This window comes from Streptomyces sp. NPDC007162, from assembly GCF_040634175.1.
Lineage (GTDB): Bacteria > Actinomycetota > Actinomycetes > Streptomycetales > Streptomycetaceae > Streptomyces.
In genome coordinates this window covers 1-19,018 of the sequence record NZ_JBEYFC010000145.1, presented here as the reverse complement: position 1 = coordinate 19,018, position 19,018 = coordinate 1, and the positions used below count along the sequence as shown (strand labels likewise).

The window sequence follows — 19,018 nt, the reverse complement described above, 5'->3', positions numbered from 1 at the left end:
ACGGCGAGGATCACCAGCGGGATCATCACCGGCAGCGTGCCGAAGCCCAGCCAGATGAACATCAGGACCAGCAGGCCGAAGCTGGGCAGGGCACGGCCGGCCGTGGCGATGAGGGCGAGGGTGTTGCCGCCGCGGCCGTAGTGGCCGGTGACCAGGCCGACGGGCAGGCCGATCAGGGCCGCGTAGGCGAGCGCCTCCAGGGAGTACTGGATGTGCTCCCACACGCGCGTGGGTATGCCGTCGTAGCCGTGCCAGTGCGAACTGTCGCTGAAGAAGGCGTGGATGAAGTTGAGGACGTTCACCGGGTGCTCTCCTTCGGCATCCAGGGCGTCAGCACACGGCGGACGAGGACGAGGAGCGCGTCGGCCAGGATCGCCAGCACGGCCGTCGTCACCACGGAGTTCACCGCCAGCTCGGGACGGTGGTAGGTGTTCGCGTCGTTGAGCAGGTTGCCGAGGGCACCCTGGTTGCCGATCAGCATGCCGACGCTGACCAGGGAGATGCTGGAGACGGTGGCGACGCGCAGGCCCGCGATGATGGCGGGAACCGCGATCGGCAACTGGACCTGGAAGTAGCGGCGGACGGGGCCGAGGCCCATCGCGGTGGCGGCGGCGAGGGTCTCCTGCGGGACCGAGCGGACGCCGTCCACGATGGCCGGGACCAGGACCACCAGGCTGTACACCGCGAGCGGGATCATCACCGTGGTCTCGGTCTGGCCGGTGTAGTCGATGAGGATCACGAAGAAGGCCAGGGAGGGGATGGCGTACAGGATCGTGGTCACGCCCAACACCGGCGGGTACAGCCAGCGGAAACGCACGCAGAGCTGGGCGATGGGCAGGGACACCAGCAGACCGGCCAGGACCGGGATGAGGGCCTCGCGCAGGTGCAGGCCGATCAGCCCGAGGTAGGTGTTCTGGAGGTCGCTGGGGATGTCGAAGAAGCCGCTCATCCCCCGACCCTCGCGTCGTCGCGGCCTTCGGCGTGGGCGGTGCGGATCGCGGCGCCGATGACCTGCTGGGAGACGACGCCGACCGCGCGTCCCTCGCCGTCCACCGCCACGGCCCAGCCGGTCGGCGAGAGCACGGAGCCGTCGAGCGCGGCGCGCAGCGAGTCCCGGCCCGGCAGGAAGGGCCGTCCGTACGACAGCAGCCGTGCCGGGTCGATCGAGCCGGCGGTGAGGTCGCCCGGTTCGCCCCAGCCGAGCGGCCTGCCGTCCAGGTCCGTCACGAGGAGGTAGGGGGTGTCGGCCGAGGCGCGGGCGCCGAGCCGGGCGGCGTCGGCGTCGATCGCGACGATGGGGCCCCGCTGCAACTCCAGTTGGGCGGACGGGAAGAAGGACAGCCGGCGGATGCCCCGGTCGGCACCGAGGAAGTCCTCCACGAACGCGTCGGCGGGGTCGGTGAGCAGTTCGGCGGGGGGCGCGTACTGGGCGAGGTGCCCGCCGGTGCGCATCACGGCGACCATCGTGCCGAGTTTGATCGCTTCGTCGATGTCATGGGTGACGAAGACGATGGTCTTGCCCAACTCGTCCTGGATGCGCAGAAGTTCGTCCTGAAGTCCCTTGCGGACGACGGGGTCGACGGCGGAGAACGGTTCGTCCATCAGCAGCACGGGCGGGTCGGCGGCGAGCGCTCGGGCCACGCCGACGCGCTGCTGCTGACCGCCGGAGAGCTGGTACGGATAGCGCTTGGCGAGCGCCGAGTCCAGGCCCACCCGCTCCATCAGTTCGGCCGCCCGGGCGCGCGCCTTCTGCTTGGTCCAGCCGAGCAGCCGGGGCACGGTGGCGATGTTGTCGATGATGGTGCGGTGCTGGAAGAGACCGGCGTTCTGGATGACGTAACCCATGGACCGGCGCAGGGTGTTGACGGGCTGCGCGTGGATGTCGGCGCCGTCGAGGAGGATGCGGCCCTCGCTGGGCTCCACCATCCGGTTGATCATGCGCAGAGTCGTCGTCTTGCCGCAGCCCGAGGGTCCGACGAAGACAGTGATCGAGCGGTCCGGTATGTCCAGGGAGAGTCGGTCGACGGCGACCGTACCGTCCGGGTACCGCTTGGTGACTGAATCTATCCGTATCAAAGCGCCGAATACCCTTCGGGTTTGGCTGAGAATGCCCGATTTTCGACCACGGTCGCCGTGGCACAGGCCATTGCGAAGAGAGTTTAGACCGCCGGTGTTTCAGGACTTTGGCGACTGACTGGTTGTCTTCAGTCTGTGATCTGCCGGCCGCCGTCAGCCGCGCCGAATGGTGGCCAGGGCGCGCCAGCGGGCCCGGGTGACGTCCTCGCCGTCCACCCAGCGCGCCCTGCCGCAGGGCGATGCGGGCGGTTCGAGTCCCGCCATGAAGCAGACGAGGTCGGGGTAGTAGGCGTAGTCCGGGCCGGGGCTCAGTTCCCGCAGCCGCGCGACGGCCACCTGTGCCCGGGCCCGGTCGTCCAGGACCGCGTGGTGGAAGCCGAGGGCGAGTTCCAGGGTGAGCCGGGCGGCGGTGATGCCGGCGACCCCGGCCTCGGCACGCAGCACGTCGGCCCGGTCGATGACCTCGGCGCCCGGGGTTCCGGCGTCCCGGACGAGGGCCGCGATGCGGGCGGTGAGCCGGGTGGCACGCAGGTCGAGTCCGGCGAGCAACTGCTCGGCCAGGTCCAGTTCGTCGGCGGCGGCGGCCGGGTCGGCGAAGGCCAGCACGAAGGCCCGCTGGGTCTGGGCGGTGGCGCGCTCCCCGGCCACCGCGTGCCGCTCGGCCTCGTCGCGGGCCGATGCGTAGGCCTCGGCGGCCCGGGCCATGTCGCCCTGCACCCACCAGACGTCACCGAGCACCCGGTGGTGGCGCCCGGCCCAGCCCAGGGTGGCGGCGGCACTCAGGGCCGTCGGAAAGTCCCCGGCCAGCCGGGCCAGATGGGCGAGTCCCCGGCGGGCCGCAGGGGCGAGCCGTCCGCCGCCCTCGGCGACGGCCCGCATACCGCTGCGCGACTCCTGTGAACGGCCCAGGTCCCGTTCGGCCTTGGCTCGGTAGTACACGGCCATGTCCCGTAACTCCGTGGGCAGCAGACCCGAGTCGACGACCGCTGTGAGCCGGGCGACGGTGCGATCCCGGTGCTCGTGCTGACGGCGGGCGAGTGCGCCGAGGGTCTCCACCAGGGCGTCGGCCGCCGTGTGCAGCGCGGTCGGCGGGGCCCCGGCCGGGGCGGGCGGGGCGAGCGGCTCCCATACCGAGTCACCGACATAGCTCCAGGCCGCGTCGGCGAGCCAGCCGAGACCGAGACCGAAGTCGCGGGCGAGGCGCAGTCCCTGCCGCAGACAGTCGACGAGCCTCCCGCGGTCGCCTTCGGGAGCGCTGGCCCAGCACTCCCCGACGGCGTCGAACGCCCGTACCGCCGCGCGTTCCCAGTCCCGCGCCGACCAGCGGTCGTCCGCCTGGTCGTCGGCCGTCCGGATGGCCGAACGGATGACTTCGTGCAGGTGGTAGGGCCAGACGGCGTGCGGGTCCACCAGGACGAACGGCCGCTCGATCAGACGCAGGGCGGCGGCCTCGTAGGTCATCCCGGCGGCCCTGGAGGCCAGGGGCACGTCGAAGTGGTCGAGCAGCGACACCGAGCGCAGCACATGCCGTTCGTCCGGCGTGAGGTCGGTGAGCGTCCGGCTGATCAGGGCCGGGAAGGCGACGTCGAAGTCGGCCGGGACGGGTTCGCGCCCGGTGCGCCGGATGGCCAGGAAGCGCTGTACGGCCAGGTCGAGATGGAGCGGCAGGCCGTGCGAGCGGGCGACCATCACCGCCCTGACCTCCGGCGCGATGACCGGACGGCCGTCGCGGGTGAGGCGCCGGGCCAGGTAGTCGTCGCAGTCCTCGGGCGAGAAGTCCCCGACGAGGATCTGCCTGGACGGCCCCCGCAGCGGTCCGCTGGGCGCGGCGAGGCCCGGCCAGGCCGCTGGTCCGGTCCAGTCGAGCTGGCCGTGCAGGGCCTCCTCGGCCCACTGGAGGCGGCTGCGGCCGGTGATCACGAAGAAGGCGTTGGGCATCAGCCAGACCACCCGCTGCAGCAGCCGCTCCAGGTCGCGGTGGACTCGGTCGCCGACGTCCTCGAAGGTGTCGAGGAGGATCACCGGCAGCACGGCCCGGCCCGGCGGGAGCCGGGCGATCTCCCAGGCCAGCAGGTGCGCGTAGTAGGAGAGGGCGTCCAGATCGGGCTCGGCCTCCAGGAGGTCGGCGAGGCGTGCGCAGCCTGCGAGCGCGCGTACCGCGGTGCGGTGGTCGCGCAGGGCGCGGATCAGGACGCCGGTGACCTGTCCCACCACCGCGCCGACGGTTCCGGGCAGCAGCAGGGCCTGGGCGATGTCGGTGAGGGCGGACTGCATCTGGTCCGGCACGGCCTGCCCGAAGCGTCGGCCGAGACCGCCGCGTCGCAGGAACTCCTCCAGCGGCTCGCCCGGGTGGACGTGGTCCCAGTACCGGCGCAGCGCCAGGTCGAAGGCGGGCAGCGGGCGGCCGAGTTCGGCGAGGGCCAGCCGGAGGGTGAGGATCACCCGTTCGAAGTCCGTGCCGGCCGAACGGGCGAGATCGATCCGGACGGGAAGGACCCGGCCGTTCACCCGGAGGGGCTCACCCCATTGGGCGGGCCGGTGCTCCGCGTGGGCGAGGGCGGCCTCCACCTTCCGCGACAGCGTCGACTTCCCGATGCCGCCGATGCCGTGGAAGACGAGGACGTTGTCACGGGGCGCCTCCAGGTCCTCGACGTCGAAGCCGGGCGCCGCGAGGGCCCGCACATGCTCGGCCAGGGCAGTGGTGACGGCCGCCCACTGCTCCTGACGGTTGGTGAAGTGCTCCTCGACCTGGATTCCCCGATCGTTCGAACCGAACAGCGCACGAAGATCCCGCCCGCCCACGACACCCCCCGGATATACCAGGATCGTATGCGCCGGGCGAATGGACGCCCAGTAGCGGAACAAGCCATTCCGAAAGAACGCTCCGTGTTCCCCTTCGCGTACGAGTGTCACGGGCGCTCCGGGAACCCTAAGCTGTGGGACCACGGAACGGGGGCACACCACAGGCCTCACCACGCTCCGCTCCGACATCACAGGACACGGAGAGAATTCGGTGTGGTTGATCACCAGTCGCAGGGGTAGACGGTCGGGTGGGTGCAACGAGGAAGGAAATCCCTGGGTATTTCGCCCGACCGAAAGAGTTCGGGTGGACCGAGCCGTCGAGGTGACCGCGGTGTCCGATCCGGAGATCCCCAACAGACCACCCGCCGATACCGGGGAGTCACCCCGAATCGAACTCGCCGGTTATGCGGTGGCGCTGGAATGCGTACGCCTCGTGATCGCCTGGTACAACAGGGCCATCTATCTGGAGCGACAGCTCCCGGAGCCCGACAGCGCCCGCCTGAATTCATTGATGATTGAACGGCAGAAGTGCATGGCCGAGCGGAAATCGCTTGCCCGGTCGGGACCCGAGGAAATCGCGCGGGTGACCCGGGACTACGGCGCTCTCTTCCGCAGACTCACCAACTCGTGTCCGCCCGTCAGTTGACCAGGGACATCAGGGGCGCGGCCAGCGCCAGGACCTCCTCCCACTCCTCGCGGTACTGCGGCAGTTCCCGGCACAGCCGCTCATGGTTCACGAGGAAGGCCGCCGCCTCCTCGCAGGTGTAGGGCCGCCGTTGCTCGGCGAGCAACGCGTCGACCGCGCCACCGCCGAGCCGGCCCCCGGCGTCGCAGACGCCCCGGTGCAGCACCGCCCCGCCCCGGCGCACCACGCTCACCGCGTCGGCCGCGGACTCCTGCTCGACCGCCGCGAGGACGTCGGCGACGGCCTCGAAGCACTCGTCGTGCCCGCCGACCCAGGTGAACCGGGCCACCTCCGCCTGTGTCCGCAGCATGTCGGCGTAACGCAGGCCGATCCCCTGCCGGCTGTCCGCCCTGCGTACGGCCAGCACCACCAGCTCGACGCGGTAACCGTCGTCCCGGAAAGCGGCGAGGTCGTCGAGGAACGCGCAGACCGGACCCGGGCTGTTCTCGCTCACCAGGTGGCCGCGCAGAGCGCGCACGCGCGCCTCCAGCCGCCACTGCCACTCCTGGTAGACGGACCGGATCCGGGCACCGGCGGTCCGTGGATCGGCGGCGAGCAGCCCGAGATAACCGGGGTGGTAGATCTTGAAGTCGTCCCCGGAGACACGCGTCGCGCCGTCCAGTCCGACGGGGATCAGCTGGGACTTGCCCGCACCGGGCTGCGCCACGATGACGTGCCGGCACGGGGCGGTCTGCCGCACGACGTCAGGTTCGTAGTCGGCGCGAATCAGTTCGAAAATCTCCTCGATGTCCGTCCGGGAGAGTTCACCGAGAGGGGATACCGGGCGGGACGATCCACCGGCCCGGACGACCGGGACGCTCCCGCTGGAACCGCGAAAGACCGAACACGTACCGCAGGTGCAGTTCCGATCACGCGGAGAGAAACCGGCGCGTCGCACAATGGACAAGGGGCGTCCCGATCTGTGACTCATGGGCGGTGAAGGGACCGCAGGAACCAGGCGCACCAACAGGGTGTTTTACCCCTCGCATTGCCTGAGCCTCAGCGGACTCACAGGACATCTTCCGCTCGATCCATCCCGTACGCAATGGCCGTCGGAAGCCCGCCGCATACCGACCACCCGGTCCCCCGTCATCCGTACGGGCGAAAGAATTCCGGCCACCTGTGAATTGAGGGTGTTTCAGCCACCGCTGTGCGGCCGACCGCGCCGGGGCTCGGGCCGGACCCTGGGCCCGACCCCGTCGGCGCCTGTGCACGACCTGTGAGTTCCCTGATTCTCATGCTTCGCTCAGTCCGGCCTCAGGACCGCCCCAGACAGGGCCTCGATGGTCGTGGTCACGAACCGCCGAGCCCCTGGAGTACGCGTCATGACGGCCCTCGTCCCGCCGCCCGCCCCGGCCCAGGAAGGCCGGCGCCGGGCCGCCGCCCCGCCGGTCTCGCGCGCCGCAAGGCTCCTCACGGGCGCCCCCGGGGACCCGCGCTGGGCCCGCCCGGTGCTGTGGGCGATCCTGCTCCTGGCCACCGCCCTGTACGCCTGGAACCTCTCCTCCGTCACCGGCAACACCTTCTACAACGCGGCGGTCTACTCCGGCACCAGGAGCTGGAAGGCGTTCTTCTTCGGCGCCCTGGACGCGGGCAGCTTCATCACCGTCGACAAACCTCCCTTCGCCCTGTGGGTGATGGGCCTGTCCGCCCGTGTCCTCGGTTACGGCACCTGGCAGTTGACGCTGCCGATGGTCACGGTCGCGGTCGGCTCGGTCGCACTGCTGTACCGGCTGGTGAAGCGGGACTTCGGGATCGTCGCCGGCACGATCGCCGCCCCTCGTCTGGTCGGCGGTCGCGATCGGCTTCGCCTTCAACACCAAGATGATGCAGGCGTACGTCGTGCTGCCGGCGTTCTTCGTGGTCTACCTGTGGGCCACGGACCTGTCGTTGGGCAGGCGCGTGCGCAACCTCGCCGTCGCCACGGCCGCGTTGGTGGTCAGCAGCGCCTGGTGGATGGTGGTCGTCGACCTGATCCCGGCCTCCTCACGGCCCTACATCGGCGGCTCCACCGACAACACCGTGTGGGACCTGGTCATCGGCTACAACGGCTTCGGCCGGATCTTCGGGGCGAGCTCCGCGGTGGGTTCGGCCGGCAACGGTGCCGGTTTCGGCGGCAGTTCGGGCCTGTACCGGATGTTCAACGACATCATGGGCGGCCAGGTCTCCTGGCTGATCCCGTTCGCCGCGATCGCCCTCGCCGCCGGTCTGGTCCTGTGCGGCCGGGCGCCGCGCACCGACGCCAGGCGGGCCGCGCTGCTGCTGTGGGGCGGCTGGTTCGTCCTGCACTTCCTGACCTTCTCCCTCGCCGAGGGCACCTTCCACCCGTACTACGTCACCGCCATGGCGCCGGGGATCGCCGCCCTGGCCGGCGCGGGCGGGGTCATGCTGCACCAGGCCTTCCGGGAGGGCCGGGCGGCGAGGTGGGGCTGGGTGCTCCCGGCCGCCGTCGGCGCGAGCACCGTCTGGGCGGTCGTGCTGCTCCAGCGGGTCTCCGGCTCCGGCACGGTGTACGCGGTCGCCGAGGCGGTCGTCGCCCTGGCCGGTGCGGTCGCGGTGACCGGGCTGCTGGTCGGACGTTTCATGAAGCGGAGGAAGCTGATCGGCCTCGCGGCGGTCGCGGCGGTCGTCGCCCTGCTGACCGGGCCCGCCGCCTACTCCGTCTCGACGGCCACCACCGCGAGCACCAACGGCACCAACCCGACGGCCGGACCCGAGACCGGGGGCGGCATGGGCGGTGGCGGCGGTATGGGAGGCGGGCGCCCGGACGGCGGCGCGCCGAGCGGGGCCGAGAGCGGCAGCGCGCCGAGCGGGAACGCCCCGAGCGGCTCCGGCACGGGCTCCTCCGCAAGTGAAGGGAGTTCGTCCGCGGCGCAGAACAGCCGAGCCCGCACCGGCGGTGGCAGGGGCGGTGACTCCCAGGTCGGCTCCGCGATGATCACGTACCTGGAGAAGCACCAGGACGGCGCCACCTGGCTGGTGGCGGTGGCCACCGACCAGACGGCCTCCTCGGTCATCCTGGAGTCGGGTCAGCCCGTCATCTCCATGGGCGGGTGGTCCGGCAGCGACGACGTGATGACCCTCGCCAGGCTCAAGAGCCTGGTGAAGGCCGGGAAGCTGCACTACGTCGTGGTCAGCAGCACCGGCGGTCGGGGCACCGACTCGGAGATCGCTGCCTGGGTGCAGAAGCACGGCACGGCCGTGAGCGCCTACAGCGGCCTGTACCGCCTGGACGCGTCCGACGTGAGCTGAGACCGCTGCGGGGGAGGGCGGGCCGCCGGGAGCGACCCGCCCTCCCGCGCGTTCCGGCACTCAGGCCGCGACCGGCAGGCCCGCCGTCCGCAGCACGGCCCGCTCCGCGTCCACCACGAACACCTCGCAGCCCGGACGCGCGGCCGCCCACGCGGCGCCCTCCTCGCCCAGCGCGAAGGCGGCCGTCGCCACGGAGTCGGCCTCCGTCAGGGTCGGGGCGACGACCGTGACGCTGAGCAGGCCGGTCGCCGGGCGCCCGGTGCGGCCGTCCAGGATGTGGTCGCCTCGCTCGTAGCGGGCGGAGGTGGCGACCGCGCGGTCGGTCAGCTCCAGGACCGTGCACAGCTGGTCGGCCTGGTCGGGATGCCGCACCCCCACCCGCCAGGGCCCGCCGGAGGCGACCACGTCTCCCCCGGCGTTCAGCACGAACCGCCGTGCCCCGGCCGCCGACAGCAGCTCCGCCGCGCGCTGCACCGACCAGCCCTTGACCACCGCGCACGGGTCGAGGCGCCGTCCCGGCAGCCGTACGTCGAACGCGCCGCCGGTCGCCAGCCGGTAGTCCTCGCACAGCGCGAGCACCTCGGCGAGATCCGGGGACACCGCCTCCTCGGCGAGTTCTCCCCGGTCGAGCCGGCAGACCTCGCTGTCCGGCCTGAACGGGCTGAACCGCTCGTCGACCTCGCGCAGCCAGTCGAAGGCCGCGTCCGCGGCTGCCGCGAAGTCCCCCTCGTCGTCGACGCGCAGGGACACCGGGAAGCCCATGACGTGTTCGACCCGGCGCATGATCAGCCCTTCGCGTCGATCGCTGCCTGGAGGGACTCCTTGTAGCCGTCACTGGTGATCGTCGCACCGGAGACGGTGTCGATGTCGGCGCTCTGCGCCTTCAGCGTCTCCGAGATCAGCACCGGCACCGCGGCCGTCGTCTGCGGGTGGTTCGGCTGCTGGAGCATCCTGACCGCGGTGATCCTGTCACCGGCGAAGGTCACCTGGACCTGGACGGGGCCCTTGTCGGTGCTGACCGTCGTGCCCTTGACGACGGTACCGGAACCGGCCGTACCGGAACCGGCCGTACCCGAGGAGGCCGAGGGAGTCGGCTCGGCAGCGGTCGGGGCGGGGGCGTCGGCCGCGCTGGAGGTCGTCGTACCGCCGATCGACGGCTCGTAGCGCCAGACGGGGATCAGGCCGGCGATGCTCAGGGCGACGACGGGTATGGCTCGTTTCACGGTGTCTCTCTCATCCCGCCAGGCTGAAACGTTCGAAGTGGATCTGCGGCTTGGGCACACCCAGGTCTCCCAGGCTGCGCAGCACCGCGTTCATCATCGGGGGCGGCCCGCACAGGAAGACGTCCCGGTCGGCGATGTCGGGCACCAGCCGGGCCAGTTCGCGTGCGGCCAGCCGGTCGGGCACCGGCGGGCCGGTGACCAGGTGGAGTTCGGCGCCCCTGGCGACGGCGAGGTCGCGGAGTTCGTCGTAGAGGACGGCGTCCCGGTCGCTGCCGACGCGGTAGATGACGACCGCGTGGCCTTCGAGGTCCTCCAGGAGGGCGCGGATGGGGGTCACGCCGACACCGCCCGCGATGAGCAGGGACTCGGTCTTCTGACGGTGCAGGGTGGTGAACGCGCCGTACGGGCCCTCGGCGAAGACACGCGTGCCGACCTTCAGGTGCCGCAGGGCGGCGCTGCCGTCACCGGCGGCCTTCGCGGTCAGGCGCAGGGTGCGGCCGTCGGGTGCGGCGGAGAGGGAGAAGGGGTTGGCCTGCCACCAGCGGTCCTTGGTGAGGAAGCGCCACAGGAAGAACTGGCCGGCCCGCGCGCCCAGCTTGTCGAGGTCGCGGCCGGTGACGTGGACCGAGACGACGTTGTCCGACTCCGGGACGACCGCGGCGACCCGGAACTGGTGGCGGTGGTTGCGCCACAGGGGGAGGACGAGACGACCGAGGGCCACCGCGCCGAGCGCCACGCCCCACACGGCGTACCAGTACGCCTTCGCGGCGGACGACGCCGTGAAGGTCGTACCGACCGCGACCTGGTGGCTGAAGGCGAGCACCACGGCCACGTACGTGTACAGGTGGATGAAGTGCCAGGTCTCGTAGGCGAGCCGGCGGCGGGCGTAGCGGGCCGAGACGGCGCCCACGACGAGGATGATGCCGAGTGCGACGACCGCCCGGAGCACGCCTTCCGTGGTCCGGGCGAGGTCGACGAGTTCGGTGACCGGGCCGACGCCCGCGCCGTCGGCGTAGCCGAAGCTGATGAAGACGGCGTGCGCGAGCAGCGTCCAGAGCAGGGCGAAGCCGGTCCAGCGGTGCCAGGACGTCAGCCGGTCCATGCCGATCCGGCGGTCCAGCCAGGGCAGCCGGGCCACCAGCACCAGCTGGAAGGCCATGACGAGGGCGCCGTACAGACCGAAGAGACGGCCGATGACGATCAGGGCGTTGGAGGCGAAGCCGGCCTGGGCGAAGAAGTAGGCGACCACGGCCGCGTTCACGGCGAGCACGGCGTACAGGCCCGTGCGGGCCACCACCCTGGGGCGTATCGCCGTGGGGGGCGCAGGGGGTGATTGGACGGTCGTCACGGGTCGGCAGCTCCTCGATCGGGGTCCTGGGAGTCGAGCTTCCCCCGCGCCTGCTGTCGTTTTCCTGTCGGGCCGCTTTCAACTGGTTATCGATGTGTTCTCCGTGTGGGCTCGGCTCTGGCGTCCGAGGCCGCGTACCGCAGTATGAGCGGGTGGAAAAAGTACGACTCCTCGTCGTGGACGACGACCCGCCGATCGCCGACCTGGTCGCGACGGTCGCGCGGTACGAGGGCTGGGACGCGGTCACCGCGTACACCGGTGAGGCCGCGCTGGTCAGGGCCGCCGAGTTCCGGCCGGACATCGTCGTGCTCGACCTGATGCTGCCCGACCTCGACGGCTTCGGGGTGCTCGACCGGCTGCGGCGCTCCGGGACGATGGTGCCGGTGGTGTTCCTCACGGCCCGCGACGGGGTCGCCGACCGGGTCGCGGGGCTGACTCGGGGCGGGGACGACTACCTGGTCAAGCCGTTCGCGGTGGAGGAGCTGATGGCCCGGCTGCGGACCGTGCTGCGGCGCAGCGCCGGGCCCGGTTTCCAGCGTTCGGTGCTCCGGATCGCCGATCTGACGATGGACGAGGACACCCGCGAGGTCCGCCGCGGCGACCGGCTGCTCTCACTGACCCCCACCGAGTTCGAGGTGCTGCGCTACCTGATGCGCAAGTCGCCGACGGTCCTGACCAAGGCGCAGATCCTCGACCACGTGTGGGAGTACGGCTTCGGCGGCCGTTCGAACGTGGTGGAGCTGGTCGTCAGCAGGCTGCGCCGCAAGATGGACGAGGCGGGCGGGGAGCACCTGATCCACACCGTGCGCGGATTCGGGTACGTCATACGGCAGCAGGCGGCGGAGTGATCGGCCGGCTGCTGCGGTCGTACCGGAGCACCCGCCTCGGCACCCGGCTGGCGCTCGGGCTCGGCGCGCTGGCCCTGGTGGTGTTCGCGGTCGTCGGCACGGCCCTGACCACCTACATGCGGGACTACCTGTCGGCCCAGCTCGACGACCAGCTGGGGCTCGCCCAGACCGCCCAGTCCAAGAGCATCGAGCAGAACGGCTCCCTCCAGGGCAAGAAGTACTACCGCTGGTACTACGCCGTGTACGACGTCTCGAACGGCACCCCGGTGCTGCGCAAGCCCGAGGAGGCGGGTGACCTGCCCGCGGACATCGCCGATCTCACCTCCGTCGCGAAGGCGCAGATCGCCGCGGGCACCGAGGTGCTGCGCACCGAGGACCTGGCCGGGGAGGGCGAGTACCGGCTGCGCGGCTGCGCGGTGGAGCCGGGGGTGGTGCTGGTCAGCGGCGCCCCGATGGACAGCATCGACGACACGGTACGGCAGCTGGTCACGGTCCAGGTCGTCGCCTTCGGGCTGGCCCTGCTGGCGCTGGTGGTGTTCGGCCGCCGGCTGCTGCGCAGCGGCCTGGAACCGCTGAGCGACATGGCGCACACCGCGCACGGCATCGCCTCGCACAACCTGACGGAGTCGGCGGCCCGGCTGCCGCTGCGCGCGGCCAGGCGGGGCGGCGGGCCGGAGGTCGAGGAACTGCGCACCGCGTTCAACACGATGCTCGAACACATCGACCGCTCGCTCGCCGTGCGCGCCGAGGCCGAGCAGCGGCTGCGCCGCTTCGTCGCGGACGCCTCGCACGAGCTGCGCACCCCGCTGATGTCGGTGCGCGGCTACGCGGACCTCTTCCAGTACGCGGCCGCCAACCAGCCCGAGGAACGGAACAGGCACCTGGCCCGGCTGCGCGCCGAGGCGGCCCGGATGGGTGTCCTCCTCGACGACCTGCTGCTCCTCGCACGCCTGGACGCCGCCGAGGTGGAGACCCCGCTGCGGCTGGAGGACACCGATCTGGCGGAGCTGGTCCGGGAGGCCGCCGACGCCTTCCGCGCGGCCCGCGCCGACCGTCCCCTGACGGTGACCGCGGGCCCCCACGCGGTCCCGCTGCGCATCGACCCGGTCCGGATCCGCCAGGTGCTGGACAACCTGCTCACCAACGCGGCCGTCCACACGCCCGGCGGGACCCCGGTGTCCGTGACGGTCGAGGTCGCCGCCGGCTCGGTGTCGGTACGCGTCACCGACCGGGGCCCCGGTATCCCGCCCGCCGACCGCGCCCGGGTCTTCGACCGTTTCTACCGTGTCGACAAGGCGCGCAGCCGCGACCGCGGCGGCAGTGGGCTGGGGCTGTCGGTGGCGCGCGCGCTGGTGGAGGCCCACGGGGGGACGATCACGCTGGACGAGGAGCGGGAGCGGACGACGGTGTTCACCCTGACGCTCCCGCTCGCCCCGCCACCGACCGCCGAGCCGCGAGGAGCCGAGCCGGAAGGGACCTCGGCGCCGGGGGCGGCGCCGCGGAAGCCGACAGGTTCCCAAGCCCCGGCGTAGTCCCGCTGCCGGTGCGACGGTCATGCGGGCCACGAAGGCCGCCGGCCCGCTTCCCAGTAGTCCTTGCCGCGCTCGTCGGCGGGCTCGGGCCTGCCGCAGTGGACGACCGACCGCGCGTCGGCCGTGAGTGCCACCAGGTCACGGACTGAAGGTGCCAGGCGGCGCGGCGGACTCCAGGCTGCCGGACCCCGCCGTCGCCGGGAGTCACCTCCGCACCGGAGGTCTTCGTGGGCCGGGCCCGGGCCTGCCTCAGATCTCCGCGGTCGTCTCCTCCGCCGCGATGCCCACCAGGGCCGTCTCCTCGGCCTTGCCCCGCAGGGCGACCACGCTGAGGAGGCAGCAGACCAGGGCCGCGATGCCGCAGACGACGTACCCGACGGCGTAGCCGTTTCCGAGGGCGTCCAGGGCGATGGGGGCCGCGCCGCCGGGCGGGGAGGACGCGGGTACGGAGTTGACGGCGAGCGGTCCGCCCTCGGCCGCGACCTGTCCCGCCGCAGCCTTGACCTGGTCGCCGAGGCCGGACCCGGCGAGCTTGCGGGTGAACTCGTCGGCGGCGCGGCTCAGGGCGATCGCGCCGATGACGGCCGGGCCGAGGGTGAACCCGAAGTCCCGCAGCAGACTGGTCGACGCGCTGGCCATGCCCGCGTAGTGGACCTCGACCGTGTTGACGGCGGTCGCGGTGATGGAGGAGACCGTGAGCGCGAAGCCGATGCCGACCAGACCGATGGGCAGGATCAGCGAGGTCAGCGCGCGGTCGTGGACCGAGAGGGTGGCGGCGACGAAGTCCCCGGCCGCCATCAGCGCGAGCCCCGCCCCCAGCACCCAGCGCGCGCTGACCTTCTCCAGGAGCCGGGAGATCAGCGGCAGCAACAGCAGCGTCCACGCGTTGAGCAGGATGAACGCGAACGAGCCGCGCAGCGGGCTCTGGTGCTGGATCGGCCCGAGCCGGATGCTGGTCGCGTAGGCCGTCCCGAGGTAGCTGAACATGCCGACGACGGCGACGAACGAGGCGACCGCGAAGGCCCGGTTGCGGAACAGGTCGAGACGCAGCAGCGGCGCGGCGGCCCGGCTCTCGGCGACGAGGAAGAGAACGATGAAGACCGCCGCGACCACGTAGGCGATCACCACCGGGGTCGCGGTCCAGCCGTCGGAGGGGCCCTGGATCACCGCGTACAGCAGGGCGAACATGCCGATGCCGATGGTGAGCTGGCCCGCGAGGTCGAGGGAGCGGCCCTCGGGAGCGCTGGAGTTCTGCGCCAGCAGCCCGCTGAGCAGGGTACTGACCAGGGCGAGCCCGGTGACGACGACGAAGGCCCAGCGCCAGGAGCCGTAGTTGCCGGTGATGCCGCCGAGGACGGGGGCGATGAATCCGCCGCTGGACAGGGCCGCGGCCCAGACCGTGATCGTACGGGCGCGGTCCCGGGCGGTGTGGGTGCCGGCGGCGATCACGGCGAGCGAGGTCGGGAACAGCGCGGCCGCGCCGAGGCCGGCGATGGCCTGGCCCACCCAGAGCATGTGGATGCCGGTGCTCGCGGCGGCCAGTGCCTCGCCGACGACGAGCAGCGCGCCGCCGCCGACCAGCAGCCGCTTGCGTCCGAAGAGGTCGCCGAGGACGCCGAAGGTCAGCTCCAGCACCGTCACGGGCAGCAGGAACGCGTCCGAGATCCAGGTCAGCTGGGAACCGACGGGGTGCAGGTCCTCCTGGAACAGTCCGTTCAGGGTGGCCGGCATGGCGAGGGCGATCTGGGCCAGGCAGACCGCGAAGCAGCCGGCGACGAGGGTGCCGACGGGCAGCGGGCCGGACGGTCCGCGCAGGGTCGCGGGGTCGGATTGCGAACGCGTTTCAGTGGGCACGGGTACTCCCCTTCGAGCGGTGCGGGGGATGCGGCGGGCGCGAGGACGCGTCGGACACGCGGGGCGGCGTCGCCTGGAACGCGATGAATGTAGGGCAGTTTTTTCACGTCGGTCAATAGACTGCACAATGTCGATCGACGGCACACCGCCGTTCTGCTCGGCACACGAGAACACCCCGCCGCCCTGGAGGGCGGCGGGGTGCGGACGAGCGGAAGGGGCGGCGGCGTCAGCTCTCGTCGGCGGTCAGCCGCAGCGAGATCGAGTTGATGCAGTACCGCTGGTCGGTCGGGGTGGCGTAGCCCTCGCCCTCGAAGACGTGGCCGAGGTGGGAGCCGCAGCGGGCGCAGCGCACCTCGGTGCGGACCATGCCGTGCGAACGGTCCTCGATCAGTTCGACCGCGTCGGTGTCCTTCGGGTCGTAGAAGGACGGCCAGCCGCAGTGGGACTCGAACTTCGTGGCGGAGGTGAAGAGTTCGGCACCGCAGGCGCGACAGGAGTACACGCCCTTGGCCTTGGTGTCGGTGTACTCACCGGTGAAGGCAGGTTCGGTGGCGGCCTGGCGCAGCACGGCGTACTCGGCCGGCCCCAGCTCCGCGCGCCACTGCTCGTCCGGCTTCTCGACGTCGTACGACATGACTCTCAGCCCCTCACTTCGCCAGGCGTTCCAGGATCCTCGGGCCCAGGTCGGTCACGTCGCCCGCGCCCATGGTGAGAACCAGATCACCGGGCTTGGACATTCCCGCGACCACGGCGGGGACCTCGTCCCTGTCGTGCACCGCGGTGACGTCGGCGCCCGCGGCCCGCGCCGCCTCGATGATCAGCTCGCTGGTGATGCCGGGGATCGGGTCCTCACGGGCCGGGTAGATGTCCAGGACCACCGAGGCGTCCGCGAGGGCCAGCGCCCCGCCCATCTCCTTGCCCAGCTCCTGGGTGCGGGAGAACAGGTGCGGCTGGAAGACGACCAGGATCCGGGAGTCCCCGGCGGCGCCGCGCATCGCCTCCAGGTCGGCGGTCATCTCGGTCGGGTGGTGGGCGTAGGAGTCGATCACCTGGACCCCGGCCGCCTCGCCCTTGAGCTGGAGGCGCCGCTTGACCCCGGTGTACGCGGCGAGGGCGGGCGCGAGCTCGGCGGCCGGGACGCCCAGGGCCACGCCCGCGGCGAGCGCGGCGACCGCGTTGTGCGCGTAGTGCCGGCCGGGGACGGAGACCGCGAAGGTCAGCTCGGACCCGTCCAGCAGGACCGTGACCTCGCTCTTGAGGCCCTGCGGTACGACCGAGAGCACCCGTACGTCGGCGTCCGCGGCCTCGCCGTACGTCACCGTCCGCACCGTGCCGGCCAACCGCCGGGTCAGCTCCCGTGCGCCCTCGTGGTCGGCGTTGATCACCAGCGTGCCGCCGGGCACGATCCGGCCCGCGAAGGTCTCGAAGGACTCGTAGATCTCGTCCATCGAGGCGTAGTTGGCGTGGTGGTCCAGCTCCACGTTGAGGACGATCGCGACCTCGGGCGCGTACTTGTGGAAGCTGCGGTCCGATTCGTCCGCCTCGGCGACGAAGATCTCGCCCGCGCCGTGCAGGGCGTTGGAGCCGGGGGCGTCCAGGTCGCCGCCGATGGCGTACGACGGCTCGCGCCCCAGCTCGCTCAGCGACACCGCCAGCATCGAGGTGGTCGTGGTCTTGCCGTGGGTGCCGGCGACCGCGATCGGGCGCAGCCCGTCCATCAGGGCGGCCAGCGCGTCCGAGCGGTGCACCACCGGGATGCCGAGCTCGGCCGCGCGGGCCAGCTCCGGGTTGTCCTCGCGGATCGCCGACGACACGACGACGCAGCTGGCGTCGTCGGCGAGGTGCCCGGCCGCGTGCCCGATGTGCACGGTGGCACCCAGCGCCCGCAGCGCCTCGGCGGTGGCCGACTCCTTGGCGTCGCTCCCGGCCACCCGGGCCCCGCGCTGGGCGAGGATCTTGGCGATCCCCGACATCCCGGCGCCGCCGATGCCGATGAAGTGCGGTCGGTCCATGGCGGCAGGAAGGCCGGGTGCCATGTGTTTCTCCCCAGAGACGATGACGTGCGAAAGCCTGCCTAGCCTATGTGCTGAGGCGCGGGCGCCCCGATAGAGGCGCGGCGAACTGCCCGATCAGCCACGACGGACCCGCACACGCCCCCGCACCACACCTCCACGGCGTCTAGGCCTTGCTGTGCGAGAACAGCTTCAGCACCGGCACCCCCACCTTGTGCCGGGCCCGGGACGCCCAGTCTCTGTGGAAGAACTCCTCCACGTAGTGCGGATCGGTCAGCACGATCACCTCGTCCGCACCCACCTCTTCCACCAGCTTGCGCAGCGCGTCCAGCGGATGGTCCTCGACCATCCGCCCCTCCGCCGCGCTGCCCGCTCCCCGCAGTGCCGTCAGCGACACGTCCAGCGCCTGCTCGGCCGGCCCCTTCGCCGCGTCCCCCTCCGGGGTCTCCCGCTCCCGAGCGGCCTCGTCCAGTTCGCCGAGCGCGATGTCGTCGATGGCCCGCAGCAGGCGGTCCGCCTGGTCGCCGCGCGGCTGGAGCAGCACGTGGAAGGCGACCTGCTCGTCCCCGTGCAAGGTGGTGACGAACTCCACGTCGGCTGACGTCAGGGCCTTCTCGATCATCAGAACGCTTGTGAACACCTGGCGCCTCTTCTCCTCGGAGGGCTGTTTCGGCCCTCTGTCCTCCGTGGGGCCGACCACCCCCTGCGGAAACCATCCTGCCCCGTGATCGCACGGGTACTGCCGGATTCAGTGTGCCCGTCGAAAGCTAAGCGGAGCGGAATATTCCGCCGATGTCAGGACCGGCGGTACCGGCCGAACAGGAATCCGGCCTCTTCCAGGAGGGACACTAGTTCGAAGCGATGGGGCACGGCGACACCGGGTCCTCCCGCGATCCGCTGCGCCCCGCCCGCCGTGAGCATCGGGGAGACCGTCAGGCACAGCTCGTCGAGGACCCCGGCGGCGATGAACTGGCCCAGCAGCCGGGGGCCGCCCTCGGTGAGCAGCCTGGTGTGGCCGAGGTCGGCGAGGGCGCGTACCGCGCGGGCCGGGTCGACGCCCATGCCGTCGCCGGCGGTCACCACCCGGGCGCCGGCCTTCTCGGCGGTGGCGACGCGGTCGGGGGCGGCCGCCGCGCCGGTCAGGATCAGCGTCGGCACGAGGGGCGAGGTGAACAGCGGCAGCGAGAAGTCGAGGTCGAGGCTCGCGGTGACCACCGCGACCGCGGCCACCTCCGACTGCCCCGCCGCGGCGCGGGCCCCCGCGAACTCCGCACGCGCGCGTACCGGCCGGTACTCCTCCTGCCGTACCGTTTCCGCACCCACCACGACGACATCCGCGAGCCCTCGCAGGGTGCCGAAGATCCGCATGTCGGCCGCCCCGGAGAT

The 19,018-nt window shown here is 71.9% G+C and carries 16 protein-coding genes and 2 pseudogenes; 5 read left to right on the top strand and 13 right to left on the bottom strand.

The window, feature by feature from the left end; all coding sequences use genetic code 11:
* From ABZ646_RS19205 to ABZ646_RS19190, 4 genes and pseudogenes are all read right to left on the bottom strand, one after another.
* Window positions 1-302: pseudogene (locus ABZ646_RS19205) on the bottom strand (ABC transporter permease); the annotation flags it as partial.
* A complete protein-coding gene (locus ABZ646_RS19200) occupies window positions 299-949 on the bottom strand; it encodes an ABC transporter permease (RefSeq protein ID WP_360520017.1) in 651 nt (216 codons plus the stop codon). The gene ABZ646_RS19200 and the pseudogene ABZ646_RS19205, both read right to left, overlap by 4 nt.
* Window positions 946-2,076 carry an ABC transporter ATP-binding protein gene (locus ABZ646_RS19195; protein ID WP_360520015.1) on the bottom strand — a complete coding sequence of 377 codons (1,131 nt, stop codon included), beginning with the start codon at window positions 2,074-2,076 and terminating at the stop codon, window positions 946-948. The genes ABZ646_RS19200 and ABZ646_RS19195 overlap by 4 nt, the downstream gene beginning before the upstream one ends.
* A gap of 153 nt (window positions 2,077-2,229) precedes the next feature.
* Complete coding sequence (locus ABZ646_RS19190) at window positions 2,230-4,878, bottom strand: ATP/GTP-binding protein (protein ID WP_360520013.1); 2,649 nt, start codon at window positions 4,876-4,878, stop codon at window positions 2,230-2,232.
* Window positions 4,879-5,182: 304 nt separating this feature from the next.
* On the opposite strand from ABZ646_RS19190, the gene ABZ646_RS19185 reads away from it, so the two are divergent.
* Window positions 5,183-5,524 carry a hypothetical protein gene (locus ABZ646_RS19185; protein ID WP_360520011.1) on the top strand — a complete coding sequence of 114 codons (342 nt, stop codon included), beginning with the start codon at window positions 5,183-5,185 and terminating at the stop codon, window positions 5,522-5,524.
* Here the strand turns inward: ABZ646_RS19185 and ABZ646_RS19180 are convergent.
* Window positions 5,517-6,263, bottom strand: a complete 747-nt coding sequence (locus ABZ646_RS19180; protein WP_360520009.1) for a zeta toxin family protein — start codon at window positions 6,261-6,263, stop codon at window positions 5,517-5,519. The genes ABZ646_RS19185 and ABZ646_RS19180 overlap by 8 nt on opposite strands.
* Before the next feature lie 583 nt (window positions 6,264-6,846).
* Between ABZ646_RS19180 and ABZ646_RS19175 the strand changes: the two are divergent.
* Together ABZ646_RS19175 and ABZ646_RS19170 are read left to right on the top strand one after the other, a co-directional pair.
* Window positions 6,847-7,281 (top strand): annotated as a pseudogene (locus ABZ646_RS19175) (hypothetical protein); the annotation flags it as partial.
* 106 nt (window positions 7,282-7,387) lie between these two features.
* Window positions 7,388-8,815: a hypothetical protein gene (locus tag ABZ646_RS19170; RefSeq protein WP_360520007.1), complete on the top strand. Its 1,428-nt coding sequence runs from the start codon at window positions 7,388-7,390 to the stop codon at window positions 8,813-8,815.
* Window positions 8,816-8,875: 60 nt separating this feature from the next.
* On the opposite strand, the gene ABZ646_RS19165 is transcribed toward ABZ646_RS19170, so the two are convergent.
* Genes ABZ646_RS19165 through ABZ646_RS19155 form a run of 3 tightly spaced genes read right to left on the bottom strand, consistent with a single transcriptional unit; the run spans window position 8,876 to window position 11,386 of the window.
* Window positions 8,876-9,598 carry an FAD:protein FMN transferase gene (locus tag ABZ646_RS19165; RefSeq protein ID WP_360520005.1) on the bottom strand — a complete coding sequence of 241 codons (723 nt, stop codon included), beginning with the start codon at window positions 9,596-9,598 and terminating at the stop codon, window positions 8,876-8,878.
* A gap of 2 nt (window positions 9,599-9,600) precedes the next feature.
* Complete coding sequence (locus ABZ646_RS19160; protein WP_360520003.1) at window positions 9,601-10,038, bottom strand: FMN-binding protein; 438 nt, start codon at window positions 10,036-10,038, stop codon at window positions 9,601-9,603.
* 10 nt (window positions 10,039-10,048) lie between these two features.
* Window positions 10,049-11,386, bottom strand: coding sequence for a ferredoxin reductase family protein (locus tag ABZ646_RS19155; RefSeq protein WP_360520001.1), 1,338 nt, complete (start codon window positions 11,384-11,386; stop codon window positions 10,049-10,051).
* Window positions 11,387-11,538: 152 nt separating this feature from the next.
* Between ABZ646_RS19155 and ABZ646_RS19150 the strand changes: the two genes are divergently transcribed.
* Both ABZ646_RS19150 and ABZ646_RS19145 read left to right on the top strand, forming a co-directional pair.
* Window positions 11,539-12,234, top strand: a complete 696-nt coding sequence (locus ABZ646_RS19150; protein ID WP_360519999.1) for a response regulator transcription factor — start codon at window positions 11,539-11,541, stop codon at window positions 12,232-12,234.
* Window positions 12,231-13,766: a HAMP domain-containing sensor histidine kinase gene (locus ABZ646_RS19145; RefSeq protein WP_360519997.1), complete on the top strand. Its 1,536-nt coding sequence runs from the start codon at window positions 12,231-12,233 to the stop codon at window positions 13,764-13,766. The genes ABZ646_RS19150 and ABZ646_RS19145 overlap by 4 nt, the downstream gene beginning before the upstream one ends.
* Window positions 13,767-14,015: 249 nt before the next feature.
* Here ABZ646_RS19145 and ABZ646_RS19140 read toward each other — a convergent pair whose 3' ends face one another.
* From ABZ646_RS19140 to ABZ646_RS19120, 5 genes are all read right to left on the bottom strand, one after another.
* A complete protein-coding gene (locus ABZ646_RS19140) occupies window positions 14,016-15,620 on the bottom strand; it encodes an MFS transporter (RefSeq protein ID WP_360519995.1) in 1,605 nt (534 codons plus the stop codon).
* Window positions 15,621-15,846: 226 nt separating this feature from the next.
* Entirely contained in the window at window positions 15,847-16,254 is a 408-nt protein-coding gene (gene msrB / locus ABZ646_RS19135; RefSeq protein WP_360519993.1) for a peptide-methionine (R)-S-oxide reductase MsrB, read from the bottom strand.
* A 13-nt stretch (window positions 16,255-16,267) separates the two neighbouring features.
* Window positions 16,268-17,656, bottom strand: coding sequence for a UDP-N-acetylmuramate--L-alanine ligase (murC, locus tag ABZ646_RS19130; RefSeq protein ID WP_360519991.1), 1,389 nt, complete (start codon window positions 17,654-17,656; stop codon window positions 16,268-16,270).
* 142 nt (window positions 17,657-17,798) lie between these two features.
* Window positions 17,799-18,272, bottom strand: a complete 474-nt coding sequence (locus tag ABZ646_RS19125; protein WP_360519989.1) for an indole-3-glycerol phosphate synthase — start codon at window positions 18,270-18,272, stop codon at window positions 17,799-17,801.
* Window positions 18,273-18,427: 155 nt separating this feature from the next.
* A partial coding sequence (locus ABZ646_RS19120) for a dihydrofolate reductase family protein (RefSeq protein WP_360519987.1) occupies window positions 18,428-19,018 on the bottom strand: 591 nt, incomplete at its 5' end.

Excerpts from the sequence above, each read along its gene's own strand:
- ABZ646_RS19170 (WP_360520007.1), top strand. The coding sequence starts at position 7,388 with ATGATGCAGGCGTACGTCGTGCTGCCGGCGTTCTTCGTGGTCTACCTG.
- msrB (WP_360519993.1), bottom strand. The coding sequence starts at position 16,254 with ATGTCGTACGACGTCGAGAAGCCGGACGAGCAGTGGCGCGCGGAGCTG.
- ABZ646_RS19200 (WP_360520017.1), bottom strand. The coding sequence starts at position 949 with ATGAGCGGCTTCTTCGACATCCCCAGCGACCTCCAGAACACCTACCTC.
- ABZ646_RS19165 (WP_360520005.1), bottom strand. The coding sequence starts at position 9,598 with ATGCGCCGGGTCGAACACGTCATGGGCTTCCCGGTGTCCCTGCGCGTC.
- murC (WP_360519991.1), bottom strand. The coding sequence starts at position 17,656 with ATGGCACCCGGCCTTCCTGCCGCCATGGACCGACCGCACTTCATCGGC.